22 protein-coding genes, 1 pseudogene and 1 riboswitch are annotated in these 23,832 nt (G+C 66.7%); of the genes and pseudogenes, 14 read left to right on the forward strand and 9 right to left on the reverse strand.

Annotation, left to right across the window (positions count from 1 at the left end):
• The first annotated feature begins 1 nt into the window (after position 1).
• From BLT64_RS00290 to BLT64_RS00335, 10 genes are all read left to right on the forward strand, one after another.
• The gene (locus BLT64_RS00290) at positions 2–943 is read left to right on the forward strand and encodes a tagatose kinase (protein ID WP_011751067.1); all 942 of its coding nucleotides are present in this window, start codon (positions 2–4) and stop codon (positions 941–943) included.
• A 5-nt stretch (positions 944–948) separates the two neighbouring features.
• A complete protein-coding gene (locus tag BLT64_RS00295; RefSeq protein ID WP_011751066.1) occupies positions 949–2,226 on the forward strand; it encodes a D-tagatose-bisphosphate aldolase, class II, non-catalytic subunit in 1,278 nt (425 codons plus the stop codon).
• 181 nt (positions 2,227–2,407) lie between these two features.
• Positions 2,408–3,430: a LacI family DNA-binding transcriptional regulator gene (locus tag BLT64_RS00300; protein ID WP_011751065.1), complete on the forward strand. Its 1,023-nt coding sequence runs from the start codon at positions 2,408–2,410 to the stop codon at positions 3,428–3,430.
• A gap of 109 nt (positions 3,431–3,539) precedes the next feature.
• Complete coding sequence (locus BLT64_RS00305; protein WP_011751064.1) at positions 3,540–4,844, forward strand: ABC transporter substrate-binding protein; 1,305 nt, start codon at positions 3,540–3,542, stop codon at positions 4,842–4,844.
• A gap of 104 nt (positions 4,845–4,948) precedes the next feature.
• On the forward strand, positions 4,949–5,821 hold the full coding sequence (locus BLT64_RS00310) for a carbohydrate ABC transporter permease (RefSeq protein WP_011751063.1): 873 nt from the start codon (positions 4,949–4,951) through the stop codon (positions 5,819–5,821).
• 7 nt (positions 5,822–5,828) lie between these two features.
• On the forward strand, positions 5,829–6,659 hold the full coding sequence (locus tag BLT64_RS00315; RefSeq protein ID WP_011751062.1) for a carbohydrate ABC transporter permease: 831 nt from the start codon (positions 5,829–5,831) through the stop codon (positions 6,657–6,659).
• A gap of 7 nt (positions 6,660–6,666) precedes the next feature.
• Positions 6,667–7,665 (forward strand): ABC transporter ATP-binding protein, encoded by a 999-nt coding sequence (locus BLT64_RS00320; RefSeq protein WP_011751061.1) that lies wholly within the window; start codon positions 6,667–6,669, stop codon positions 7,663–7,665.
• Positions 7,662–8,432, forward strand: a complete 771-nt coding sequence (locus BLT64_RS00325) for an L-iditol 2-dehydrogenase (protein ID WP_011751060.1) — start codon at positions 7,662–7,664, stop codon at positions 8,430–8,432. The genes BLT64_RS00320 and BLT64_RS00325 overlap by 4 nt, the downstream gene beginning before the upstream one ends.
• 57 nt (positions 8,433–8,489) lie before the next feature.
• Positions 8,490–9,482, forward strand: coding sequence for a zinc-dependent alcohol dehydrogenase family protein (locus tag BLT64_RS00330; protein WP_011751059.1), 993 nt, complete (start codon positions 8,490–8,492; stop codon positions 9,480–9,482).
• A 67-nt stretch (positions 9,483–9,549) separates the two neighbouring features.
• A complete protein-coding gene (locus tag BLT64_RS00335; RefSeq protein WP_041530722.1) occupies positions 9,550–10,233 on the forward strand; it encodes an HAD-IA family hydrolase in 684 nt (227 codons plus the stop codon).
• A 45-nt stretch (positions 10,234–10,278) separates the two neighbouring features.
• On the opposite strand, the gene BLT64_RS00340 is transcribed toward BLT64_RS00335, so the two are convergent.
• On the reverse strand, positions 10,279–10,461 hold the full coding sequence (locus tag BLT64_RS00340) for an alpha/beta hydrolase (protein ID WP_011751057.1): 183 nt from the start codon (positions 10,459–10,461) through the stop codon (positions 10,279–10,281).
• Between the two features lie 96 nt (positions 10,462–10,557).
• Positions 10,558–11,412 (reverse strand): DMT family transporter, encoded by an 855-nt coding sequence (locus BLT64_RS00345; protein WP_217633903.1) that lies wholly within the window; start codon positions 11,410–11,412, stop codon positions 10,558–10,560.
• Positions 11,413–11,539: 127 nt separating this feature from the next.
• Between BLT64_RS00345 and BLT64_RS00350 the strand changes: the two genes are divergently transcribed.
• Positions 11,540–12,955: an aminotransferase-like domain-containing protein gene (locus BLT64_RS00350; protein WP_254777233.1), complete on the forward strand. Its 1,416-nt coding sequence runs from the start codon at positions 11,540–11,542 to the stop codon at positions 12,953–12,955.
• 4 nt (positions 12,956–12,959) lie between these two features.
• Here BLT64_RS00350 and BLT64_RS00355 read toward each other — a convergent pair whose 3' ends face one another.
• The gene (locus BLT64_RS00355; RefSeq protein WP_011751054.1) at positions 12,960–14,171 is read right to left on the reverse strand and encodes an MFS transporter; all 1,212 of its coding nucleotides are present in this window, start codon (positions 14,169–14,171) and stop codon (positions 12,960–12,962) included.
• Positions 14,172–14,301: 130 nt separating this feature from the next.
• On the opposite strand from BLT64_RS00355, the gene BLT64_RS00360 reads away from it, so the two are divergent.
• A complete protein-coding gene (locus tag BLT64_RS00360; protein ID WP_011751053.1) occupies positions 14,302–15,090 on the forward strand; it encodes an AraC family transcriptional regulator in 789 nt (262 codons plus the stop codon).
• Positions 15,091–15,160: 70 nt separating this feature from the next.
• Here BLT64_RS00360 and pdxR read toward each other — a convergent pair whose 3' ends face one another.
• Positions 15,161–16,618 carry a MocR-like pyridoxine biosynthesis transcription factor PdxR gene (pdxR, locus tag BLT64_RS00365; protein WP_011751052.1) on the reverse strand — a complete coding sequence of 486 codons (1,458 nt, stop codon included), beginning with the start codon at positions 16,616–16,618 and terminating at the stop codon, positions 15,161–15,163.
• A gap of 103 nt (positions 16,619–16,721) precedes the next feature.
• On the opposite strand from pdxR, the gene BLT64_RS27225 reads away from it, so the two are divergent.
• Positions 16,722–17,360 carry an FMN-binding negative transcriptional regulator gene (locus tag BLT64_RS27225; RefSeq protein WP_011751051.1) on the forward strand — a complete coding sequence of 213 codons (639 nt, stop codon included), beginning with the start codon at positions 16,722–16,724 and terminating at the stop codon, positions 17,358–17,360.
• Between the two features lie 82 nt (positions 17,361–17,442).
• On the opposite strand, the pseudogene BLT64_RS27230 reads toward BLT64_RS27225, so the two are convergent.
• From BLT64_RS27230 to BLT64_RS00395, 5 genes and pseudogenes are all read right to left on the reverse strand, one after another.
• Positions 17,443–17,816 (reverse strand): annotated as a pseudogene (locus BLT64_RS27230) (5-deoxy-glucuronate isomerase); the annotation flags it as partial.
• A gap of 16 nt (positions 17,817–17,832) precedes the next feature.
• On the reverse strand, positions 17,833–18,858 hold the full coding sequence (locus tag BLT64_RS00380) for a FecCD family ABC transporter permease (protein WP_011751050.1): 1,026 nt from the start codon (positions 18,856–18,858) through the stop codon (positions 17,833–17,835).
• Positions 18,859–18,867: 9 nt separating this feature from the next.
• A complete protein-coding gene (locus BLT64_RS00385; RefSeq protein ID WP_011751049.1) occupies positions 18,868–19,821 on the reverse strand; it encodes an ABC transporter substrate-binding protein in 954 nt (317 codons plus the stop codon).
• Between the two features lie 10 nt (positions 19,822–19,831).
• Entirely contained in the window at positions 19,832–20,608 is a 777-nt protein-coding gene (locus BLT64_RS00390) for an ABC transporter ATP-binding protein (protein ID WP_011751048.1), read from the reverse strand.
• Position 20,609: 1 nt separating this feature from the next.
• Complete coding sequence (locus tag BLT64_RS00395) at positions 20,610–22,673, reverse strand: TonB-dependent receptor (protein WP_217647936.1); 2,064 nt, start codon at positions 22,671–22,673, stop codon at positions 20,610–20,612.
• A 222-nt stretch (positions 22,674–22,895) separates the two neighbouring features.
• A riboswitch (cobalamin riboswitch) is annotated at positions 22,896–23,091 on the reverse strand.
• Between the two features lie 149 nt (positions 23,092–23,240).
• Here BLT64_RS00395 and BLT64_RS00400 point away from each other — a divergent pair.
• The gene (locus BLT64_RS00400) at positions 23,241–23,756 is read left to right on the forward strand and encodes a hypothetical protein (protein WP_011751046.1); all 516 of its coding nucleotides are present in this window, start codon (positions 23,241–23,243) and stop codon (positions 23,754–23,756) included.
• Positions 23,757–23,832: the final 76 nt, after the last annotated feature.

Below are 23,832 nucleotides of genomic sequence, written 5' to 3' on the forward strand. Positions count from 1 at the left end.
GATGCGCAAGGTTCTGACCATCGGCGAGGTTCTCGTCGAGATCGTGGCGACCACCCGCGGCAACGGCTTTCTCGAGGCGCAGCCGCTGGTCGGCCCTTTTCCCTCGGGCGCGCCGGCGATCTTCATCGACCAGGTCGGCAAGATGGGCACGCCCTGCGCCATCATCTCGCGCGTGGGCGACGACGATTTCGGCCGCGTGAACATCGAGCGGCTGCGGGCCGACGGCGTGGATGTCTCAGGCATCGAGGTGGCGCCGGGCGAAAGCACCGGCAGCGCCTTCGTGCGCTATCGCGACGATGGCAGCCGCGCCTTCGTCTACAACATCCGCCATGCCGCCTGCGGCAAGCTGCGACCGACCGCGGCGTCCGAGGCGCTGGTCGAAAGCTGCACCCATCTGCATGTCATGGGCTCGGCCTTTTCGGCGCCGGAACTGGGCGCGATGGTGATGGACGCGGCGCGGCGGATCAAGGCGCGGGGCGGCACGATCTCGTTCGATCCGAACCTGCGGCCCGAACTCTTGGACGTGCCCGGCATGCGCGCGGCGCTGGATGCGGTGCTGGCGATGACGGACCTGTTCATGCCTTCGGGCGAGGAATTGTTCCTGTTCGATACGGCCCGGGATGAGGCCGCCGTGATCGCCGCCCTGCTGGATCGCGGCATCCGCACCGTGGTCGTCAAGCGCGGCGCGGCCGGCGCCAGCCTGTTCGAGCGGGGCTTGCGCCTCGATGCCATGCCGCTGGCGGTCGATGAGGTCGACCCGACCGGCGCCGGCGACACCTTCGGCGGCGCCTTCCTCAGCCTGTGGCTGGCCGGTTCCGACCCGGCCGAGGCGCTGCGCCTTGCCAATGCCGCAGGCGCCCGCGCCGTGACCCGGCTGGGACCGATGGAGGGAACCTCGACCCGCGCGGAACTGGACGCGCTGCTTTCGGAACGGAAAGGCTGAGACCCATGACCGACAATCCTCTGAAATCCATCGCCGAATGGCGCGACCGACCCGGCCCCTCGGGCATCCCCTCGATCTGCACCGCGCATCCCATGGCGATCGAGGCGGCGATGCGCTGCACCGCGCCGACCCCCCTGCCGCTGCTGATCGAGGCGACCTGCAACCAGGTCAACCAGGATGGCGGCTATACCGGCATGACCCCCGCCGATTTCCGCCGCTTCGTCGAGGAAATCGCGGCCCGCACGGGCTTTCCGTTGGAGCGCCTGATCCTGGGCGGCGATCACCTTGGTCCGAACCCTTGGAAAAGCCTGCCTGCCGATCAGGCGATGGCAAAGGCCGAGGTGATGATCCGCGCCTTTGCCGCGGCAGGCTTCACCAAGCTGCATCTGGACTGCTCCATGGGCTGCGCCGGCGAGCCGGTGGCGCTGGACGATGCGCAGACGGCGGCGCGCGCGGCGCGGCTGGCGGCGGCGGCCGAGGAGGCGCGGCCCCAAGGCGGCATCGCCCCGGTCTATGTCATCGGCACCGAGGTTCCGATCCCCGGCGGCGCGATGGAAGAGATCGAGGGGCTGGAACTGACCAGCCCCGGCGCGGCCCTGGCCACATTCCAGGTGCATTGCCGGGCTTTCGCGGATGCCGGACAGCAGGATGCCTTCACCCGCGTCGTCGGACTGGTGGTCCAGCCCGGCGTCGAGTTCGGAAATCACAATGTCATCGACTATGACCCGGCGGCGGCGCGCGACCTCTCCGCCGTGCTGGCGCAGATGCCGGGCGTGGTGTTCGAGGCGCATTCGACCGATTACCAGACCCGCGGGGCGCTGACCGCCCTGGTTCGTGACGGCTTTGCCATCCTCAAGGTCGGGCCGGGCCTGACCTTCGTGCTGCGCGAGGCGCTGTATGGGCTGGACGCCATCGCCGAGGAACTGTTTCCCGGCCGTCGCCAGCGCAGCCTGCGCCAGGCGACGGAGGCGGTGATGCTGGAGGCGCCCGGCAACTGGGACCGCTACTATCACGGGCCAGAGGCCGAGCGCGCCTTGCAACGGCATTTCTCCTATAGCGACCGCATCCGCTATTACTGGCCGCAGCCGGGGGCCGAACGTGCGGTGGACGAGCTTTTTGCGCTGCTGGACGGGGTGGAACTGCCCGAGACGCTGATCGCGCAATATCTGGGCGGGCTTTATCCCGAAGTCCGGGCCGGTCGCCTGCCGCCGCGCGCCAGGGATCTGGCGCTGGCGGCGGTCGAGCGGCTGGCGCAGGATTATGTCGCGGCCTGCTGTTCCTGAACGGCCCTGCCGGCTTTTGGAAGGGCCGGGATCCTCCCGGCCCTTGCGTCGTTCCCGCCATGTCGCATCGGGTCGGGGATCGCCGCTATTGACCCTCGCCGCCTCGCGGCCGATATTGTCAAGATAAGTCTTTACGCGAGACAATATATTGCTTTCGGACGCGTTCCGAAGGGGAGGCGGCATGGAAGAGCAGAAGATCAAGAACATGGAAGAGTTCTCGGCGGTCAGCGGCATCTCGCGGCCGACGATCTCGAAATACTTCAACGACCCGTCCAGCGTCCGCCGCTCGACCCGCGAGCGGATCGAAGAGGCCATCGCCCGCTACGGCTACCGGCCGAACCTGTTCGCCATCAACCAGAACCGCAAGTTCACCAAGAACATCGGCATCATCGTCCCGCATATCGTCGATCCGTTCTATGCCGAGATCGTCCGCCAGATCGAGACGCGCTGCATCGAGGCGGGGTATTGGGCCATCGTCCTGGGCTCGCACGGCGATGCCGAGCGCGAGCTGAGTGCTATCGAGATGCTGTATTCCCTGCGCATCGCCGGCGCCATCATCGCGCCCTTGGGGGACACGTCGGTCTCGGATCGCATCCGGCGACTTGCCGCGGACATCCCCACAGTGATTTTCGACAACCATATGAACGGGGACGAGATTTTCGTCGGCACCGACAATTTCCAAAGCGTCGGGCTGATGGTCGACTACCTGTGCCGCAGTGGTGAGCCGCCCTGCTTCCTGGACATGCCGGCCGTCAATACCAACGCCCGTGAACGCCGCGAAGCCTATGTCCGCGCCATGGAGGAGCAGGGCTTCCAGCCGCATGTGATCCCGGCCGAATCGGCCGGCTGGGATTTCGAGGAACTGGGCTACAATGCCGGGCTGCGGCTGCTGCCTGCGCATCAACTGCCGACGAACACTGTGCTTTGCGCCAATGACCGCATGGCGATCGGCCTGATCGCGGCGGCGTTTGAAAAGGGGCTGCGGGTGGGGCGCGGCGCCGCCACGGCGCTGCGCGTGGCCGGCCATGACGACCATCCGATGGCCCGCTTTACCGCGCCGGCCCTGACCACTGTTGCGCAAGACTATGTTTCCATTGCGGAAAACAGCGTCTCCACGCTTTTCGGCATGATCGAAAACGGGGTTCGTCCCGCCAGCCCGCTGCGGCGGCTTGAAGGCAAGTTGATCCTGCGGGCATCGGCATAATTATTGGTTCGCGGCCTCTATAAATTTTTCGCGCGTAAAAATATTGATTGACCCGTTACATGTGAATCCGTAACTTCCTTGGCAACAGCTTCACCGAGGGAGGACAAGGATGAAACTGAGAACGGCGTTTCTGGCCGCGACGGCGATTGCCCTGACGGGTGCCGCACAGGCCGAGGAACTGACCATCGCCACCGTGAACAACGGCGACATGATCATCATGCAGAAACTGGCCCCCGAATGGGAAAAGGCCACGGGGTACAGGATCAACTGGGTGATCCTGGAAGAAAACGTCCTGCGCCAAAGGGTGACGACCGACATCGCCACCAGGGGCGGGCAGTTCGACATCATGACCGTCGGCTCCTACGAGGCGCCGATCTGGGGCAAGCAGGGCTGGCTGATGCCGCTGGACGACCTGGGCGAGGATTACGACTACGGCGACCTGATCCCCTCGGTCGCGGCCGGGCTTTCGGCGGACGGCAAGCTGGTCGCGGCGCCGTTCTACGCGGAAAGCTCGTTCACCATGTATCGCAAGGATCTGTTCGAGGCGGCGGGGCTGACCATGCCCGAACAGCCGACCTACGGCCAGATCGCGGAATTCGTCGAAAAGCTGACCGACAAGTCCAGGGAGCAATATGGCATCTGCCTGCGCGGCAAGCCGGGCTGGGGCGAGAACATGGCCTTTCTCGGCACCTTGGTGAACACCTATGGCGGCCAGTGGTTCGACATGGACTGGCAACCGCAGATCGACAGCCAGCCCTGGCAGGAGGCCATCTCCTATTACGTCGAGTTGATGACCAAATACGGGCCCCCCGGCGCGGTCAGCAATGGCTTCAACGAGAACCAGGCGCTGTTCCAGACCGGAAAATGCGCGATCTGGATCGACGCCACCTCGGCCGCGGGCCGGGTCTATGACCCCAAGCAAAGCGAGGTTGCGGACAAGATCGCCTTCGCCCCCGCGCCGCAGGCGGTCACCCCGGCGGGTTCGGCCTGGTTCTGGGCCTGGTCGCTGGCCATCCCCTCCAGCTCGACCAAGGCCGATGTGGCCAAGTCCTTCATCGCCTGGGCGACCTCGAAGGATTACGTCAAGCTGGTCGGCGAGAAGGAGGGTTGGGTCGCCGTGCCGCCGGGCACGCGCCTTTCGACCTATGAATTGCCCGAATATCAGGAGGCTGCGCCCTTTGCCGCGACCGTCCTGGCCTCGATCGAGGCCACGGACCCGGCCAGGCCCACGAAGGATCCGGTGCCCTATACCGGCATCCAATATGTGACGATCCCCGAGTTCCAGGGCATCGGTACCGTCGTCGGCCAGCAGATCTCGGCCGCGCTTGCCGGGCAGACGAGCGTCGAAGCGGCCCTGAAGGCCGCGCAGGACTACGCGGCCCGGGAAATGTCCCGCGCGGGCTATCCCAAGTAACGGCTCCTCCCCGGAGGGGGGCGGGGAAGCAATCTCCGCCCCTTTTCGACAGCGGTCGATTTCTCCGGCCTATACGCGCCGATCTTTTTCCATAGGAGACACGCATGGCCACCGCGCATTCGCGCGCGCTTGCGCGCCTGATGGTCTCGCCCTCGGTCATCCTGCTGCTGATGTGGATGATCGTTCCCTTGGGCATGACCCTGTATTTCAGCTTCCTGCGCTACAATCTGCTCATGCCGGGCATGGAGACCTGGGCGGGTTTCGACAATTATTACTACTTCATCCAGCAGCCTTCGTTCTGGATCGCCCTGACGAATACGCTGGTCCTGGTGCTGGGTGTGCTTTGCATCACCGTGATCGGCGGCATTGCCCTGGCCTTGCTGCTGAACCAGCCCTTCCGGGGGCAGGGCATCGTCCGGGTCATGGTGATCGCACCCTTTTTCGTCATGCCCACCGTTTCGGCGCTGGTGTGGAAGAACTTCTTCATGAACCCGGTCAACGGCATGTTCGCCCATCTGGCCAAGGCGCTGGGGTTCGCGCCGCTGGACTTCCTGTCGCAGGCGCCGCTGGCCTCGATCATCCTGATCGTTTCCTGGAGCTGGCTGCCCTTTGCCACGCTGATCCTGCTGACCGCGCTGCAGTCGCTGGACAGTGAGCAGATGGAGGCGGCCGAGATGGACGGCGCAGGCTGGCTTTCGCGCTTTCGCTACCTGACGCTGCCGCATCTGACGCGCTCGATCACCGTGGTGGTGCTGATCCAGACCATCTTCCTGCTGTCGATCTTTGCCGAGATTCTGGTGACCACCAATGGCGGCCCCGGCGTCGCCTCCACCAACCTGCCGTTCCTGGTCTATTCGCAGTCGCTGCTGTCCTTCGACGTGGGCGGCGGCTCGGCCGGGGGCATCATCGCGGTCATCCTGGCCAATATCGTGGCGATCTTCCTGATGCGGATGATCGGCAAGAACCTGGACGCATGAGGAAGCCATGGCACGCAAGACTTCCCCGACCCGACAGGCCGTCGTCACCGTGGCGGCATGGAGTATCGGTTTCCTGATCTTCCTGCCGATCCTGTGGACCGTCATCCTCAGCTTCAAGTCGGAAACAGACGCGATCCGCACGCCCTTGCAGGTGCTGTCGGCGCCCTGGACGACGGCGAGCTATGCCGAGGTGCAAGGCCGTTCGAACTACGGTGCGCATTTCATGAACTCGGTGATCATCTCGCTGGGCTCGACGGTGCTGGCGTTGCTGGTCGCCATCCCGGCGGCCTGGGCCATGGCGTTCCAGCCCGGCCGGCGGACCAAGGATCTGCTGATGTGGATGCTCTCCACCAAGATGATGCCGGCCGTGGGCGTGCTGATCCCCATCTATCTGATGTTCCGCGATTTCGGGCTGCTGGATACGCGCATCGGGCTGACGGTGGTGATGACGCTGATCAACCTGCCGATCGTGGTCTGGATGCTCTACACCTATTTTCGCGAGATCCCGTCCGAGATCCTGGAGGCGGCGCGGATGGACGGCGCCAGCCTGACGAAAGAGATCGTCCATGTGCTGACGCCGATGGCGGTTCCGGGCATCGCCTCGACGCTGCTGCTGAACGTCATCCTGGCTTGGAACGAGGCGTTCTGGACGCTGCAGCTGACCACCTCCAAGGCGGCGCCGCTGACGGCCTTCATCGCCAGCTATTCCTCGCCCGAGGGGCTTTTCTACGCGAAACTGTCGGCGGCCTCGACCATGGCCATCGCACCCATCCTGATCCTTGGCTGGTTCAGCCAGAAGCAACTGGTCCGCGGCCTGACCTTCGGCGCGGTGAAATGAGGTAGACATGGGACAGATTACGCTCAACAAGGTGCGCAAGGCCTTCGGCGAGGCCGAGGTCATTCCCGGCATCGACCTGCAGATCGACCACGGCGAGTTCGTGGTCTTCGTCGGCCCCTCGGGCTGCGGCAAGTCCACGCTGCTGCGGCTGATCGCCGGGCTGGAGGACATCAGTTCGGGCAATATCGTCATCGACGGGCGCGAGGCCAGCAACGCCCCGCCGGGCGAGCGCGGGCTGGCGATGGTGTTCCAAAGCTATGCGCTTTACCCGCATATGTCGGTGCGCAGGAACATCGCCTTTCCGCTGAAGATGGCGGGCATGGCGCAGGCCGAACAGGACCGCAAGGTCGAGGACGCGGCGCGCATCCTGAACCTGACGGGCTACCTGGGCCGCCGCCCCGGCCAGCTTTCGGGCGGCCAGCGCCAGCGCGTCGCCATCGGCCGCGCCATCGTGCGCGAGCCGGCGGCGTTCCTGTTCGACGAGCCGCTGTCGAACCTTGATGCGGCGCTGCGCGTGACCATGCGCCACGAGATCAGCGAATTGCACCAGAAGCTGAAGACGACGATGATCTATGTCACCCACGACCAGGTCGAGGCGATGACCATGGCCGACAAGATCGTCGTCTTGCATGCCGGTCGGATCGAGCAGGTCGGCAGCCCGCTGGAGCTTTACAACGCGCCCGCGAACCTGTTCGTCGCGGGCTTCATCGGCAGCCCGAAGATGAACTTCGTCACCGGCCCCGAGGCGGCAAGGCACGGTGCCCATACCATCGGCATCCGCCCCGAGCATCTGGAGATCGTCGCCGAGGGCGGCTGGCAGGGCAGGGTGCATCTGGCCGAGCATCTGGGATCGGACACCTTCCTCAAGGTGGACAGTCCCGAGTTGGGCGAGCTGACCGTCCGCGTCAGCGGCGAACGCGGGCTGAACCCCGGCGACGAGCTGCGGCTGATGCCGCGCCTCGAACGGATTTATCGTTTCTCTGAAGATGGAAGGTCCATGACATGAGACTGCAAGGCAAAACCGCCCTGATCACCGGCGCGGCCCGCGGCATCGGGCTGGAATTCGCCCGTGCCTATATCGCCGAGGGCGCCCGCGTCGCGCTGGCCGACATCAATGCCGACGCCGTGCGCGCCGCCGTCGAAAGCCTTGGCCCGCAGGCCGTCGCCGTGCAGATGGACGTGACCCGGCAGGACAGCATCGACGCCGGATTCGCCGAGGTGATCGGCACGTTCGGCCATCTGGATATCCTGGTCAACAACGCCGCGCTGTTCACCGCCGCGCCGGTCGAGGAGGTCACCCGCGCCGATTACGACCGTGTCATGGCGGTGAACATGACCGGTGCCTTCTTCTGCATGCAGGCGGCGGCGAAGCACATGATCGCCCGCGGCAAGGGCGGCAAGATCATCAACATGGCATCTCAGGCCGGCCGCCGGGGCGAGCCCTTGGTCGCGGTCTATTGCGCCAGCAAGGCCGCCGTCATCAGCATGACCCAAAGCGCCGGCCTCGGCCTGATCCGCCACGGCATCAACGTCAACGCCATCGCCCCGGGCGTGGTGGATGGCGAGCACTGGGACATGGTGGACGAGCATTTCGCCCGCTTCGAGGGCCTGAAGCCGGGCGAGAAGAAAAAGCTGGTCGGCGCGGCCGTGCCCTTCGGCCGCATGGGCGTGGCCTCGGACCTGACCGGCATGGCGATCTTTCTTGCCACGGCCGAGGCCGAATACATCGTCGGCCAGACCTTCGGCGTCGATGGCGGCAACTGGCTGGCCTGAGATTTCACCTTCGCGGTTCCGGCGATCGTCGGGGCCGCCGCATCATCCGGGGTCTACATGCAAGCCATCGTCCTTCGCCAGGGCGGCCAGGTAGCCGTCGAAACCCTGTCCGATCCCGAACCCGGTCCGGGCGAGGTGCTGATCGCGGTCCGCGCCAGCGGCATCTGCCACACCGATATCGAGATCCTGCGGGGCAATTACGGCGCCTCGGCCTTTCCGTTGGTGCCGGGCCACGAATATGCCGGCGAGGTGCTGGCCCTGGGCGCGGGTGTCACCGGCTTCGCTGCCGGCGATCTGGTCGTGGTCGATCCGAACATCGGCTGCGGCACCTGTCCCGGTTGCCGCGCCGGCCGGGTCAACCTGTGCGAAAGCCTTGGCGCCTATGGCGTCACCCGCAACGGCGGCTTTGCCGAGCGTTGCGTGGTGCGGGCCGATGCCCTGGTGCCTGCGCCCGGCATGGACCCGGCGCTGGCGGCGTTGGCCGAGCCGATGGGTTGTGTGCTGAACGGCCTGTCGCCCCTGGCCGGACGCCGGATCGACCGGGCGCTGGTCTTTGGCGCCGGACCCATCGGCATGCTGATGGGCATCGCCCTGCGTCAGCGCGGGGCCGAGGCGATCATGGTCGATCTGGACGAGGATCGGCTGGCGATGGCCGCCGAGTTCGGCCTTGGCGCTTTGGCCCAGGGCACGGCCGAGCTGGAGCGGTTGCGCCATGGCTGCGATCTGGCGGTGGACGCGACCGGCGTGCCCGCGGTGGCGGCGCGCCTGCCGGAATACGCCGCGAATGGCGGCAATATGCTTTATTTCGGCGTATGCCCGCCCGCGGCGCGGATCGAGATTTCCCCCTTCGAGATCTTCCGCCGCCAGCTTTCGCTGTTCGGCACGCATTCCCTGAACCACAACATCGCCGAGGCGCTGGAGGTCATCCAGGCTTGCGGCCCGGGCCTGGGCAGGCTGATCACCCACCGGCTGCCGCTGCCCGAGGTCGCCAGGCTCTTCGGCGCCGGCACGCCGCGGGGCGCCATGAAGGTGTTGATGGATACGGAATGACCGGGAGGGGGGGGGATTTGCGATCGGGTCCAAACTGGTCCAGACAAGGAATGAGAAACCTGGCGGGATGACGGAATTGAAGCACGCCCCTGCAAGCTACGCGGCATTCCTGTTCGACATGGATGGAACGCTGCTGACGTCGATCCCGGTCGTCGAGCGGGTCTGGACCGAATGGGCGCGCCGTGTCGGTGTGCCGGTCGCCGATGTCCTTGCCTATCTGCACGGCCGCCGCGCCGTCGACACCGTTCGCCGTTTCGCCCCGCCGCATGTGCTTATCGATGAAGAGGTCGCCTGGGTCGAGGCACGCGAGATCGAGGATGTCGATGGGGTCGTCGCAATCGCAGGCGCTGTCGAACTGCTTGCGTCGCTTGCGCCCGAACGATGGGCTGTCGTGACCTCGGCAAGCCGCAAGCTTGCGCTGCGCCGCATGGAGGCCGCGGGACTTCCGCTGCCCCGGTTCATGGTCACCTCGGACGACGTCTCGCGAGGCAAGCCGGACCCGGAAGGCTATCGCCGGGGGGCCGGGCTTCTGGGCGTGGATATCGCCCGCTGCCTGGTTTTCGAGGATACGGAAGCCGGTCTGCTGGCCGGGCGGGCTGCGGGGGCGCAGGTGATCCGTATCGCAGGGCCGCATACTGCGCCTCAGGGCGTGGGTGTGCCGACGATCAGCGACTACGATGGGCTTCGTGTCCTGTCCCGCCCCGATGGCATGACGCTGAGCTGCGCCAGCATGGGCCCCGCCGTCCCCTGAAAATGCGGCGACGGGCCGCGTGGGCAGGCACGGACCCCTTTCCGCCTATGCGAGATGCTCTTCGAAAAAGGATTGCAGGCTGTCGAAGGGGATCGCGTCCATGTGGTCGTAGAGATCGACGTGATCGGCGCCCTCGATGATCATCAGCTCCTTCGGCTCGGCCGCGGCCTTGCAGGCGTCCTCGCTCAAATAGCGCGAATGGGCGTTCTCGCCCGCGATCGGCAGCATCGTCGATGCGCTGAGGCATCGGGGCAGGGCGGGTTACCGGAGCATTTGACGAAGGAGGCAACGCCGGCACGATTGCAGGCGACCTGCTTTGCAAAGTCAGGCGAAGCGCCTTGCCCCCGCGACGCAGGCGACCACGATCACGGTCGATGCGATCATGGTCCATGCGATGGGCTCCCTGAGGAAGATCGCGGCAAGCACGAACCCGAAGAAGGGCTGGAGAAGCTGCAATTGCCCTACGCCGGCTATGCCGCCAAGGGCAAGACCGCGATACCAGAAGATGAATCCCACCATCATGCTGAAGACCGACACATAGGCGAGGCCGGTCCAGCCCGGGATCGTGACGTCGCCGAAGCCGTCGGGCCAGGTGACGAGGGTCAGGACGCCCATGACCGGCAGCGACAGGATCAGGGACCAGGAGATGACCTGCCAGCCGCCCAGGCGGCGCGACAAGGTGGCGCCTTCGGCATAGCCGAGACCGCAGACGACGACCGCCGCGACCATGAGCAGGTCGCCGGCCACCGTGCCGCCGCCGCCGCCGCGCAGGGCGAAGCCCGCGACCGCCGCCGCGCCGATGATCGAGAAGGCCCAGAACGGCGCATGCGGACGCTCGCCGCCGCGCAACACGCCGAAGATGGCGGTCGCCAGCGGCAGCAGGCCGATGAAGACGATGGAATGGGCGGCGGTGATGTGCCGAAGCGCCAGCGCGGTCAGCAAGGGAAAGCCGACGACCACGCCGATGGCGACGAGCGCCAGGGGCAGGATGTCCCCGCGCCCGGGCCGGGGCTGGCGCAGTGCAACGAGAAAGATTGCGCCCAACAGCGCGGCCAGCAGCGCCCGCGCCGAGGTCAGGAAGATCGGGGTGAAGTCCGCCACCGCCACCCGCGTGGCCGGCAGCGAGCCGCTGAAGATGATGACCCCGATCAGGCCGCTGCCCCATCCTGCTGATTTCATGCCCATGCACCCTTGCTTGCAGGGATGTTCCATAGCGCCTTGATGCTCGCGCGGACAGAAACAGTGCGATACGATTATCCAGATCCGTATGGCATGAATTACCCATACAGTTTGTAGGGAGTTGATCGTGGCAGATGACGACATGACCCGGACAGGGGCGCTGATGCGCGCGGTCCGCACGAGGATTGCCAGCCGGGCACTGGTGCCGGGCGACCGCCTGCCATCGGTTCGGGGGTTTGCCAGGACCATGGGCGTGTCGCCCTCGACGGTGGTCGAGGCCTATGCCCGCCTGGAAGCCGAAGGCGTCATCCGCGCCCGGCGCGGCTCGGGCTTCTATGTCACCGGCGCCGATCTGCCGCCGATGGCGCTGGCAGAGATGGGGCCGCGCCGCGAACGCGATATCGATCCTTTCTGGGTGTCGCGGCAGTCGCTCGATGCCGATCCCTCGGTCCTGAAGCCCGGCTGCGGCTGGCTTCCGGCCGACTGGATGCCGAATGCCGCGCTGCGGAAGGGGTTGCGGGCGCTCGGCCGCGCCAATGACGCGCTGCTGTCGGATTACGGCGGCACCCGGGGCGCGATCGAGCTGCGCCGCCTGCTGATCGCCCGCTTTGCCGATCAGGGCATCAACGCGACGGCGGACCAGATCCTGCTGACGGGCTCGGGGACGCAGGCCATCGACTTGATCTGCCGGTTGCTTCTGCGTCCGGGGGACGCGGTTCTGGTCGACGATCCCTGCTATTTCAACTTCCACGCCTTGCTGCGCGCCCATCAGGTGCGCATCGTCGGCACCCCCTTCACGCCTGCGGGACCGGACATTGCCGCCTTCGAGCAGGCGCTGATCGACGAGAACCCGCGCCTCTACATCACCAATTCCGCGCTGCACAACCCGACCGGCGCCAGCATCTCGCCCCAGATCGCGCATCGGGTGCTGAGCGCCGCCGCCGCCCACGGGCTGACCATCGTCGAGGACGACATCTTCGCGGATTTTGAGCCGACGCCGTCGCCGCGCCTCGCCATCCTCGACGGCCTCCAGCGGGTGATCAGGATCGGAAGCTTTTCCAAGACGCTCTCGGCCTCGGTGCGCTGCGGCTATATCGCGGCCCGGGCGGACTGGATCGAAAGCCTGGTCGACCTGCAGGTCGCGACCAGTTTCGGCGGTCCCAGCCCGGTCTCGACCGAGCTGATCGCCGGCGTCCTGGCCGGGGGAAGCTATCGCAGGCATATGGACGATGTGCGCCAGCGGCTGACGCATGCGAGGATCGAGGTGGCGGAACGGTTGGCGCAGCTGGGCATCGTTCCGTGGATCATGCCGCGGGGCGGCTTCTACCTTTGGTGCCGGCTGCCGGATGGATTGGACTCGGCGGTCGTCGCCCGGCGCTGCATGGAGCGCAATGTCGTGCTTGCGCCCGGAAACGCCTTCAGCGCCTCGCAATCGGCGGCGCCGTTCGTTCGCTTCAACGTGGCGCAGATGAGGGACCCACGGATCATCCCGATCCTGGAGCGCGCGATGAGCGAAGGCGGGACCGCTGCGGCAAGGGGTTGACGCATCACCTTCCTCCGGGTTCGCGCAGGTCGGGCAGCCATGCGGTGAGGATGCCGAAGACCGGCAGGCAGGAGCAAACCAGGAAGACGAAGGAGATGCCCTTCAGGTCCGCCAGGACCCCCAGCAGGGCGGCGCCGATGCCGCCGATCCCGAAGATGAAGCCGAAGAACAGGCCCGAGACCATGCCCACACGGCCCGGCATCAGCTCCTGGCCGTAGACCACGATGGCGGGAAAGGCCGAGGACATCAGAAGCCCGATCACCACGCTGAGGATCACCGTCGCCGCCAGCCCGGCATGGGGCAGGAGCAGCGTGAACGGCAGGACGCCGAGGATCGAGACCCAGATGACCGGCTTGCGTCCCAGCCTGTCGCCGATGGGTCCGCCCGCGATGGTGCCGGCAGCGACCGAGGCGAAGAACACGAATTGCAGGATCTGCGCCGTTGCGATGGAAACGCCGAAGCGATCCATCAGGTAGAAGGTGTAATAGCTCGTGAAGCTCGCCAGATAGATATACTTGGAAAAGAGCAGCGCGATCAGAATGGCCATCGCCCGGGAAACCTGCGGTCGCGAGAGCCAGGCATGTCGTTCCGGCACCTTCCTGCCGCTGGGCCGGGCGTGGCCGTTCCGGCGATACCAGTTGCCCAGCCCGGTCAGGACGGTGATGCCCAGCAGGGCGACAAGCGCGAACCAGGCCAAGCCGGCCTGGCCAAGCGGCAGGACGATCAGCGCCGCTGCAAGCGGTCCGAGCGCCGAGCCGAAATTGCCGCCTACCTGGAACAGCGACTGCGCGAGGCCATGCGATCCGCCGGATGCAAGGCGCGCGATCCGCGAGGATTCCGGGTGAAAGATGGACGAGCCGATGCCCAGCATCATGCCGCCGGCAAGCAGCATTCCGTAATTCGGCGCAAAGGCCAGGGTCAGTAGGCCTGCCATGGAGGCCGCCATGCCGAACGGCAGCGAATAGGGCATCGGCCTGCGGTCGGTATAGTGGCCGATGAAGGGCTGAAGGATGGACGCGGTCAATTGGTAGACAAAGGTCAGCAACCCGACCTGCATGAAGCTGAGTTCGAAATCGCCCTGGAGGATCGGATAGACCGCCGGCAGCAGCGCCTGCATCATGTCGTTCAGCAGATGGCAGAAGCTGGCCGCCCACAGGACCGGGAAAACGGTCGGGTTCTTCAGCTTGCCGGCGAATGCGTGCGGAGACGTAGACAAGGATGCGTCCTCTGGCTTGGGAAATACCGGCCCGGCAGGAAAGCTTGCCGGGCCTGAAGCTCGGCTTTAGAGAGGGTATGTCCGGCCCGCCACCGCAACCGGGCCTTTTTGCTACTGGACTGGGCCAGCGATGCGAAACACCCATATCGACAGGATCGACCATGCGCCCCGGCCCATCGTCGCCATCGGCAACGACTATCCCGACGGCTTCGTCATCCAGCCGCACCAGCATCGCAGGGCGCAACTGATCTCGGCGGCCACCGGCGTCATCGTGCTCGCGACCCCCGAGGCCACCTGGGTCGTGCCGCCGAACCGGGGGGTCTGGATCCCGCCCGCCACCAGGCATCACGTCAGGATCGTCGGCGATGTCGGCATGCAGAGCCTCTATATCGAGCCGGGCGCGGTGCCGGGCATGCCATCGCATTGCCAGGTGCTTGGTATTTCGGCCCTGATGCGGAGCCTGATCGCCGAGGCGCTGAACCTGCCGCTGGAATACGATCAGCACGGCCGGGACGGCGTCCTGATGGAACTGATCCGGCTGGAGATGGGCGGCCTTCCGGCGCTGCCGCTCTCCTTGCCGTTTCCGTCGGATCCCCAGCTCTCGCGCCGATGCAGGGCCTTTGCGGAGAAGCCGGCCATCCATGAGACGACGGACGACTGGAGCAGGGCGCTCGGCATGAGCCGGCGCAGCTTCACCCGCTTCTTCCGGCGCGAGACCGGGGCGAGCTTCATGGCCTGGCGCCAGCAGGCGTGCCTGCTGTACGCGATGCCGCGCCTTGCCGCGGGCGAGGCGGTGACGACCGTGGCGATGGATCTGGGATACGAGAACCCGGCCGCCTTCACCATCATGTTCAAGCGCACCTTCGGAAGCCCGCCCCTGGCCTATCTTGGCCTACGGGATGGCGGCGCAAAGGCATAGCCGCTAGCCGAGGATGAAATCGCGCCCTTGAGGCAGCGCGCCGGGTGCCGGGGTCATGTCGCCGCCGGCTTCACAGCGTTTCCACGACCCCTGCCAGAAGCCTGACCGCGCGCTCGATCAGCTTCGGTTCCACCGCATAGCCCATGACCAGCCCGACATGATCGGGCCGGTCGGCGGGCGTGCCGTCATAGAGCCAGGAGATGGAATGGAGCCCGACGCCCTTGGCCTTGGCGCCCTCCAGCAGTGCGGTCTCGCGGTTGCGGGGCAGGTCGCGAAACCAGATGACCAGGTGCAGCCCGGCATCGGCGCCCTCGATCACGATCCGATCCGCGAAATGGCGCCGCAAGGCGGTGATGAGTGTCGCGCGCCGCTCGCCATTCAGCCGGCGTATGCGGCGCACATGGCGCTCATAGGCGCCGGTTTCGATCAGCGCGGCCAGTGCCTCCTGTTCCACGACCGGGGAATGCCGGTCGGCCAGGCGCTTGGCTGCCGCCATCGCCTCGTTCAGCGCAGCCGGCACCACCAGATAGCCGATGCGCAAGAGCGGCGAGAGGGTCTTGGAAAGCGTGCCCAGGTAGATCACCCGATCACCGCCGTCCAGCCCGTGCAGCGCCGGCACCGGATTGATGTCAAAGCGATATTCGCTGTCGTAGTCGTCCTCGATCACCCAGGCATGATTCTGCCGCGCCCAGTCCAGCAATTGCTGCCGGCGGCGGACCGGCATCACCCCGCCCATGGGAAACTGGTGCGAGGGGGTGACATAGGCAAGGCGCGCCCGGACCCTGTCCAGCGCCTCGGTCCTCAGCCCCGCCGCGTCGACCGGGATGGACACCGGCATCGCCCCCGTGCCGGCCAGCACCTGGCGCGCCATCGCATAGCAGGGGTTCTCGATCGCGAAGGCATCGCCCGGATCGAGGATCAGCCGCGCGCAAAGGTCGAGCCCCTGCTGCGAGCCGTTGACGATGACGATCTGGTCCGGCTCGCAGACCAGTTGCCGCGCCCGCCAGAGATAGCCTTGCAGCGCGGCGCGCAGCCGCGGCGTGCCGCGGGGGTCGGCATAGCTAAGGCGCTCGGGCTGCCGGGACAGGGCGGCGGACATGGCGCGCTTCCAGAGGGTCGCGGGAAAATCGCCGGCGGCCATGTCGCCATAGCGGAAATCGGCCAGCAGCCTGCTTCCGGCATGGCTGGGCGCGGGGTGGAACCGGCGGATGCGCTCGCCCCAGGCCGACAGCCGGACCGGCGGGGGATGGCCGGGACTGTCCTTTCGCCGCGCCGGTTCGGCGAGATCGGGGGCGACGCGGGCGCGGCTGCCCTGCCGGACCTCGATGAAACCCTCGGCCAGGAGCTGTTCATAGGCCGCGGTGACCGTGGTCCTGGACACCCCCAGCTCATGGGCAAGCGCGCGGGACGAGGGCAAGCGCCCCGCGGCGCCGAAGACGCCGCCGGCGATCTGCTCGCGCAGTGCCTCGTAGATCTGCCTTGCGCCCATGGCGGGCGGGTGGCCGGGGTCTTTGCGCAACTGGACCATTTCTTTTCTTGGAAACTGGACATTCCCGACCAGCCAGACTGACGGTATCCCATCGGGAAATCAACGCCCGGGGCATGTCGGCCCCTTTCGCACAGGACCAGCCATGTATGTCCCGCCGCATTTCGAGGAATCCCGCATCCCGGTCCTGCACGACCTGATCGAGCGCAACCCGTTGGGTGTCCTGGTCACGCAGGGCAAGGCCGGACTCGATGCCAATCACATCCCCTTCCATCTGGAGCGCGGCCCGGGGCCTGGCATCCTGACCTGTCATGTCGCGCGCGCCAATCCGGTCTGGCAGGATGTCTCCACGGGCGACGAGGTCCTGGTCGTGTTCCGCGAGGCGGATGCCTATGTCTCGCCGCAATGGTATCCGAGCAAGCAGGACCATCACCGCCAGGTGCCGACATGGAACTATCTCGTGGCCCATGCCCATGGCCGGGTCACGGTGCATGACGACGAGCGCTTCGTGCGCCGCAATGTCGCCCTGCTGACCCGGACGCACGAGGCCGCGCAGCCGGTGCCCTGGAAGATGGGGGATGCGCCGCGCGACTTCACCGACATGATGCTGAAGGCCATCGTCGGGCTGAGGATCGAGATCACCCGCCTGATGGGCAAGGCCAAGCTGAGCCAGAACAAGGAGATCCGCGACATCCGCAGCGCCGGCGAGATCCTGGGCGCGCAGGGTGATGGGGTGATCGGTGTGGCGATGTGCGCGGCGGTGGAGGCCAGGGGGCGGGAATGAGGGCCGCCCAACCGTGCGTTGCAAGAAGGCTGCACCGGCATGATCCCGACAGGTTCGCAGGGGATGTTTCCGGGCCGCGCTGTTTCTTCATCATATGCTCGACCTCTGGCGCGGGGACGAAGCGCCAGTTCCTGCGCGGCCCTGCCATGACGTTGAGGTAGCAGCGCTCGAAGCCAGGGGGTGCCGCAGGGGTGGTGGCCGCGGGGGACCAGGGCGACGTTGCCGCCAGAGCCTCGTCGGACCCACAGCACCGTCCAGCCCGTGGCCGGGTTCAGGCGGTGGTAACAGGTCTCCTGCAGATGGTTGATGCGGGGAAAACCGTCCTCGTCGTGGCGGAGACTGGGAAAGCTCGACCGATGGCCGCGGGGGTAAAGACCGGCTGTCGCAATAATCCTCGCTCTCCATGGCGATGTTGTTGATGAAGCGGCTGTTGGTGCGCTCGCCTCGCGTGGTCAGGGGCAGAACCCCTTCCTCATCCCCGCTGGCGGGCCAGCAGGACGATGAAGAACAACCCGCCGATCAGCCCGGTCACGACGCCGATGGGCATGTCGTTGGGCGCGGTCAGCCGTCGTGCCAGGACATCGGCCAGAACCAGGAAGATCGCCCCCAGCAAGGCGCTGGCCGGCAAGACCCGCCGGTTGTCGCCGCCGATCAGAAGCCGCGCGACATGCGGCATCATCAGCCCAACGAAGCCGATCATCCCGGAAAAGGCGACCAGAACGCCGGTCAGGAAGGCGCTGACCGTCAGCATCGCGATCCGCAGCCGCCGCACGTCGACGCCAAGCGTGGCGGCGCTTTCGTCCCCCATGGTCAGCGCGTTCAGCTGTTCGGCGCAGCGCAGGAACACCGCCCCGCTGAGCAGCAGGGCCAAGGCCGGAAAGGCCAGGTTGTTCCATTGCGCGAAGCCGAAGCCGCCAAGCATCCAGAACACGACCGAACTGATCGCGCGCGGATCGGCCAGCATGATCAGCACGTTGCTGCCCGCGGCGATGACGAAGGACACGGCAAGTCCCGCCAGCACCAGCCGCGTGGGGCCGGTGCTGTGGGTAAGGCCCGCCACGGACACGACGATGGCCGTCGCCGCCAGCGCGCCGGCAAAGGCGAAAAGCGGCACGGTCAGGACGCCCAGCAGGTTGCCGACTGCCAGCATCGCCAGATTGGCCCCGAAACCCGCCCCGGCCGAAACCCCCAGCAGATGCGGGTCTGCCAAGGGGTTGCGGGTCACGCCTTGCATCACCGCCCCCGCGATCCCCAGCCCGGCGCCGACCGTGGCCGCCAGCAGGGCGCGGGGCAACCGCAGATCCCAGACGATGTTCTCGCGCCCCGCGCTCCAGTCCGGCGTGACCGGAAGCAGCGACAGCTTGTGCAGCACGATCGACCAGACCGTGCCGGCGGGGATCCGGGTCGAGCCGATGCTGACCGACAGCGTGATCGAAAGCAGGCAGAGCACCAGCCCGGTGATGCAGGTCGCAAGGAAATGCCTTCGCAGGAAGCCCATCCCGTCCCCCTATTCGCCGTGCAGGAAATCGGCCAGCCGCTCGACCGCGTGGATATTGCGGGGGCCGGGGGTCAGGTCGTCATAGCCCAGCACCAGAAAGCGGTCGCCGCGCACCGCATCGATATGGGCGAAGGCGGGATGTTCCTTCATGAAGGCGATCTTTTCCGCGGCCGCGACCTCGCCGTAATCGACGATCACCACGGCCTGGGGATTGCGCTCGGCCACGGTTTCCCAGTCGATGCGCACCCAGTTGCTTTCGATATCCTCGGCGATGTTGCGGCCGCCGGCTGCGTCGATGATGGCCTGGGGCATGGCATAGCCGCCGGCCGTGAGGGGCACCTTGTCGCCGGAATCGTAGACGAAGACGCGCGGGCGGTCCGTCTTGCCGGCAAGCCTTGCCCGCACGCGGTCCAGCCGCACGCGATAATCCGCGATCAGTGCCTCGGCCCGTTCGGGAACGCCGAATATCGCCGCCAGGTTTTCCAGGTCACGGAACAGATAGTCGAAGCCGGGCCGATTCTTCTGTCCCAGGCGGATGCAGGATTCCGACAGCTCGTAGACCGGGATGCCATAGCGGCCGAGCGTGTCGGGCGTGACCTCTCCGCCGACGCGCATCCCGTAGCTCCAACCCGCGAAATAGAAATCGGCGCCCTCCTCCAGCAGCATCTCCAGCGTCGGATAGTCGCGCTGAAGGGGACGCAGCTTGGCGGCGGCGGGGAACAGGTCGGTCGCCGCCCGAACCCGCTCGATCCGGCCGCTATAGCCCAGCATCCGATCCTCGAGCCCCAGCGCCAGCATGATCTCGACAAGGTTCGAGCCATGGGCGACGGCGCGGGCGGGCGCTGCGTCAAAGGCGATCTCGCGGCCGCAGCTGGTCACGGCGACCGGAAACTCGCCCCCCGTCGCAGGTTGCACGGCCAGAAGCGGGACGGTGAAGGCAAGGGAAAGCGTCAGGCGGTGCATGTCGGGCCTTTCAGGACGGCAGATCGAAGGAAAAGCGGGGCCGGCCGGTGCGGGGATGGCGGTCCATGTCGGCCTCGACATCGAAGGCCGCGCGAATGGTATCGGGCGTCAGCACCGCCAGCGGCGGACCAAGCGCGCAGATGCGGCCGGCGCGCATCACCAGCACCTGGTCGGCCAGTGCCGCCGCAAGGTTCAGGTCGTGCAGCGTGACCAGAACGGTCATGTCCAGGCGGCGCAGCATGTCGATGATTTCAAGCTGGTGGCGGATATCCAAGTGGTTGGTCGGCTCGTCCAGGACGATCAGCCGCGGCTGCTGGACGATGGCGCGGGCCAGCAGGGCGCGCTGCTTTTCACCGCCCGACAGGCCGCTGAACGGCCGGTCGGCGAGATCCGCCAGCTCGAAATCGGCCAGAGCCTGATCGATGATCGCATCGTCGCCCATGCTGTGCGAAAACGGGCCGCTGCGATGCGGGATGCGTCCCATGGCCACCACCTCGCGCACCGTAAAGGCGAAATCCGGTGCGATCTCTTGCAGCACCGCCGCGATCAGGCGCGAGACATCGCGGGCAGGCATCTGCCAGATGTCGCGCCCGCCCGCGCATACCTGGCCGGCGGTCGGGCGGTTGCGGCGATAGATGCTGCGCAGCAGCGTGGACTTTCCCGCCCCGTTCGCGCCGACGATCACCGTGGTCGAGCCGGCGGACACGTCGAAGCTGATCGCCTCGATGATCCGCCGGCCCGGATCGGGACCCCAGCAGAGGTCCCGCACCTTCAGGTCCACCGCCATCCTAGAAGGCGATGCGCAGATCGAGCGCCGCGCTGCGCGGCGGAGCCAGCAGCCACTGGTTCGACCCGCCCGAGGTCGCATAGAGCCGGTCGGTCAGGTTGTAGATGTTGAGATCGAGGCTCATGTTGTCGCGTGGCACCCATTGCAGCCCGGCATTGACGACCGTGTAGGACGGGCGCGAGGTCGTGTTGGCGTCGTTGGTGAACACCTCGCCCACGTAATGGGCACCGGCCCGCACCGTCCAGTCCTCGGCAAAGGCCCAGGAGCCCCAGATATTGGCGACGCGGCGCGGTGCATTGGGCGGGCGATTGCCGGAATAGTCGCCGCCGGACTGGACATAATCGTCATAGCGCGGAGACAGCAGCGCGCCGTTCACGTCGATGCGCAGGTTCGGGGCGACGTCGAACCCGACCGCCGCCTCGATCCCCTTCGAGCTTTGCTGGCCGATCTGCCGGGTGATCGCCGGATCGTCGGGATCGCGGGCCAGCAGGTCGTTCTTGACGATCCGATAGGCCGACAGCGTGGCATCGCCGCGTCCGTCCAGAAAGGCGAATTTCACCCCGATTTCCTGCTGGCGCGCCTTGGCCAGCTTCAGATCCGCCTGCGACTGGGATAGCGACAGGACATTGCCGATCGGCTCGGCCGCGCGGGAATACTGGGCATAGATCGCCACATCCGGCAGCGGGCTGTAGACCGCGCCCAGGCGCCAGCTGACGGAATCGAAGCTGCGGGTGAAGGCGGGCTCGACGCGGGTGACGCGCAGATTGTCATGGCGCAGCCCGCCGACGACCGACCATTGCTCGTTGATCTTCAGCCGGTTGTCGAGAAACAGCGCATATTGATCGGTGGTCGTATCGGCCGTCGTCGCCATCTGATGCGGGCCGAAGAGGCCGGGTCGCGGGTTCGGGAAATCCACCACCGACTCGCCCGGATAAGGCGAGTTGTTGGTATTCCTGAACGTGATCCGGTTCACGTCGAAGCCGATCGTCGTGGTGTTTTCCATTCCGCCGGGCGTGGTACTGATGGTGGCGTCGGTGCGGTTGCCGACCTGCTCCAGATCGTGGTTGATCGCGATGTAGAACTGGCGCAGCACATCGCCCGTATCCGGTCGATAGAGGTAATCCTCGACATTGCGCCAATTGCGGTCGCTGGCCAGGTAATAGCTGTTGCTGCGGATCGTCACGTTGTCGGCCGGCGTCCATTCGGCCCGCAACTGCGTATAGCTGTCCTTGTAGCGGACCAGGGCGTCCTCGACGTTGAAGTTCCGGCGGCGCACGCGCTCGTCGATCCGGCCATCGACAAGCGGCGTTCCGAAATAGGTGCCGGGCCGGTTGTCGCCATGGTCATGCGACAGGGTCAGCGCCAGGTCCTCGGTCGCCTGCCAGCGCAGCGCTGCCGACAGCGAGCGGCTGGACGTGTCGTTGCGATCCAGCCAGCCGTCCGACGCGGTGCCGCTGACATCGATGCTGTAGGCCAGGACCTCGTTGATCGGCCCGGCGCTGCCCAAGGCCAGCCCGCGCTGGCCGTCCGTGCCAAGCGTCGCACGGATCTCGTTCCGGCTGCGGTCGGTCAGGGGCCGTTTCGGGACGATATTGATTGCGCCGCCGACGGCGCCTTCGCCATACAGCACCGAGGCGGGACCGTTCAGGACCTCGATGCGCTCCACGTTCCAGCTGTCGAAGGGAAAGGAGATGGTGCCCGACGCGGGATAAAGCCGCGTGCCGTCGTAAAGCCGCGTCACCGACCCGTGCCCGTTGAAGCCGCGCATGCTGAACGAGGTGCCGCCATTGCCGGGGGATCCGTGAAAGCTGATGCCGGTCCCGTTCTGGACGATGGCCTGGTTGACGTCGCGCTGCCCGCGCTGGCGGATCGTTTCCGCCTCGATCACCTGCACGCTGGCCGGCGTCTGCAGCACGCTCAGCCCCAGGCGGCTGCCGGCGTTCGAGTGCGCCCGAAGGTCCAGGCCGGAGCCAAGGGACAGGCCCTTGACGGTGATCGGGTCCAGCATCACCTCGCCGGCGTTCCGGGTTGCGGCCTGCTGCGCAGAGGCGGGCAGGGCCGCCACGGCCAGCAAGACCGATAGAAGCGCCGTGCCGCGGCTGCGGCGGATGGCATGGCGGGACAGGCTGTCCTGCGCGTCGCGACGCGCGGACGGGGAGAATGGATATGATCGCGCACGAATGTGGCTCCAGCGACAATTTCACCGTCACCGCAAACGCGACATCCTGTTATCCGCTGACAGCGGACGGATGGCTACCCACCGGGGCACCCCGCCCGATGTGTTCACGCGTGACAACGGCTGACGGCAGGTCTCCTGGCTCGCGGGTCGTCGCCTGTCGCCGCCTTCCCGGGGTCGCACCCAGTGGCCGTTGGCAAAGGCTATCCGCCTACAGTTGCGGGGGCAGCCGCAGCATGGGACCGGCTGGTCCGCACTGCGTTCCCTTTTCATTCCGAAATCGGAAACCGTCACCCGACCGTGTAGTGACGCGATTCCGGCGCGTCAACTCCGTTGGCGGGCCGGTCTCGACGACGGAGGGCCGGCGTTGCCCGATCACCTCTCCGGCCGGGCCGATTCAGGCTTGCCGGCGACAGCGTCCAGGGCAAGATGGGCCGGCGATGAGCGGAGACCACCATGCGCCCATTTCCCTGCCTGCTTGTCCTGGTGCTGATCCTTGCGGCAAGCGTCGCGCTGGCCGATTGCAGGACCGAGACGCTGATTTCCTGCGACATCGGCGATGGCAGGCATCTCGAGGTCTGCATCGAGCCCGGGGATTTTCAGGGCGAGGGGGCCTTCACCTATGCTTTCGGCCCCAAGGGCCGGCCCGAGCTGACCCTGCGCGAGCCGTTCGCTGCCGGAACCGCCAGCCCCTGGAGCGGCGTCGGCAGGGCGATCTGGGAAAGCGTGGCCTTTCGCAACGACGGCCATGTCTACGAGGCATGGCACAGCGTCGACCGGCTTGACGAGGACATGCCGCTGGAAGCCGGCGTCACCATCCTGCGCGGCGAGGCGTTCCTGGCCGCACTGTCCTGCAAAAGCGGACCTGCGACCGTGATCGCGCCCCTGTTCACCATCCAGGACGCGATGGCGGCCGCGGGCTTTTGCCGCGATCTGAACCGCCATGAATGGCGGCGCGGCAGCTGCGGCTGAACGGCTCCGATCCCCGGTCGCCGCTTGCCGGACGCGGCGTCCGCTCCGGGCGGAGATGATCGGCGCCGCGCGGTCG

Source organism: Paracoccus denitrificans, from assembly GCF_900100045.1.
Lineage (GTDB): Bacteria > Pseudomonadota > Alphaproteobacteria > Rhodobacterales > Rhodobacteraceae > Paracoccus > Paracoccus denitrificans.

Excerpts from the sequence above, each read along its gene's own strand:
- BLT64_RS00290 (WP_011751067.1), top strand. The coding sequence starts at position 2 with ATGCGCAAGGTTCTGACCATCGGCGAGGTTCTCGTCGAGATCGTGGCG.
- BLT64_RS00295 (WP_011751066.1), top strand. The coding sequence starts at position 949 with ATGACCGACAATCCTCTGAAATCCATCGCCGAATGGCGCGACCGACCC.
- BLT64_RS00300 (WP_011751065.1), top strand. The coding sequence starts at position 2,408 with ATGGAAGAGCAGAAGATCAAGAACATGGAAGAGTTCTCGGCGGTCAGC.
- BLT64_RS00305 (WP_011751064.1), top strand. The coding sequence starts at position 3,540 with ATGAAACTGAGAACGGCGTTTCTGGCCGCGACGGCGATTGCCCTGACG.
- BLT64_RS00310 (WP_011751063.1), top strand. The coding sequence starts at position 4,949 with ATGGCCACCGCGCATTCGCGCGCGCTTGCGCGCCTGATGGTCTCGCCC.
- BLT64_RS00315 (WP_011751062.1), top strand. The coding sequence starts at position 5,829 with ATGGCACGCAAGACTTCCCCGACCCGACAGGCCGTCGTCACCGTGGCG.
- BLT64_RS00320 (WP_011751061.1), top strand. The coding sequence starts at position 6,667 with ATGGGACAGATTACGCTCAACAAGGTGCGCAAGGCCTTCGGCGAGGCC.
- BLT64_RS00325 (WP_011751060.1), top strand. The coding sequence starts at position 7,662 with ATGAGACTGCAAGGCAAAACCGCCCTGATCACCGGCGCGGCCCGCGGC.
- BLT64_RS00330 (WP_011751059.1), top strand. The coding sequence starts at position 8,490 with ATGCAAGCCATCGTCCTTCGCCAGGGCGGCCAGGTAGCCGTCGAAACC.
- BLT64_RS00335 (WP_041530722.1), top strand. The coding sequence starts at position 9,550 with ATGACGGAATTGAAGCACGCCCCTGCAAGCTACGCGGCATTCCTGTTC.
- BLT64_RS00340 (WP_011751057.1), bottom strand. The coding sequence starts at position 10,461 with ATGCTGCCGATCGCGGGCGAGAACGCCCATTCGCGCTATTTGAGCGAG.
- BLT64_RS00345 (WP_217633903.1), bottom strand. The coding sequence starts at position 11,412 with ATGAAATCAGCAGGATGGGGCAGCGGCCTGATCGGGGTCATCATCTTC.
- BLT64_RS00360 (WP_011751053.1), top strand. The coding sequence starts at position 14,302 with ATGCGAAACACCCATATCGACAGGATCGACCATGCGCCCCGGCCCATC.
- pdxR (WP_011751052.1), bottom strand. The coding sequence starts at position 16,618 with ATGGTCCAGTTGCGCAAAGACCCCGGCCACCCGCCCGCCATGGGCGCA.
- BLT64_RS27225 (WP_011751051.1), top strand. The coding sequence starts at position 16,722 with ATGTATGTCCCGCCGCATTTCGAGGAATCCCGCATCCCGGTCCTGCAC.
- BLT64_RS00380 (WP_011751050.1), bottom strand. The coding sequence starts at position 18,858 with ATGGGCTTCCTGCGAAGGCATTTCCTTGCGACCTGCATCACCGGGCTG.
- BLT64_RS00385 (WP_011751049.1), bottom strand. The coding sequence starts at position 19,821 with ATGCACCGCCTGACGCTTTCCCTTGCCTTCACCGTCCCGCTTCTGGCC.
- BLT64_RS00390 (WP_011751048.1), bottom strand. The coding sequence starts at position 20,608 with ATGGCGGTGGACCTGAAGGTGCGGGACCTCTGCTGGGGTCCCGATCCG.
- BLT64_RS00400 (WP_011751046.1), top strand. The coding sequence starts at position 23,241 with ATGCGCCCATTTCCCTGCCTGCTTGTCCTGGTGCTGATCCTTGCGGCA.